This window comes from Arthrobacter sp. Y3223164 (assembly GCF_059091005.1).
In genome coordinates this window covers 1-322 of the sequence record NZ_JBNHGF010000952.1, presented here as the reverse complement: position 1 = coordinate 322, position 322 = coordinate 1, and the positions used below count along the sequence as shown (strand labels likewise).

The window sequence follows — 322 nt, the reverse complement described above, 5'->3', positions numbered from 1 at the left end:
AGCGGCACCAGCACGGACGGCAGGCCCACGGCGGCTATCTCGCACACCGTGGCCGCGCCGGCGCGGGCCAGCAGCAGGTCGGCCGCCGCGTAGACATCCTGCATGCCGTCCACAAATTCCACCTGGTGGTAGCCGGGAGCGGCGAGCAGTTGCCCGTCGGCGTCCCGCAGCGCCTTGTTCCGCCCGGTGATGTGCAGCACCTGGATGCCTGCCGCGGCGAGCTCCTGCAGGGAAGCGCCGATGGTGCGGTTGATGCTCAGCGCGCCCGAGGAGCCGCCGGTGACGATGAGGGTCGGCCGGTCCGCCGCCAGTCCCAGCCGCC

General features: G+C 73.0%; 1 protein-coding gene. It reads right to left on the bottom strand.

Features of this window, described 5'->3' with window-relative positions; translation table 11 throughout:
* A partial coding sequence (locus AC5RUJ_RS18885; RefSeq protein ID WP_494156590.1) for a glycosyltransferase occupies positions 1 to 322 on the bottom strand: 322 nt, incomplete at both ends.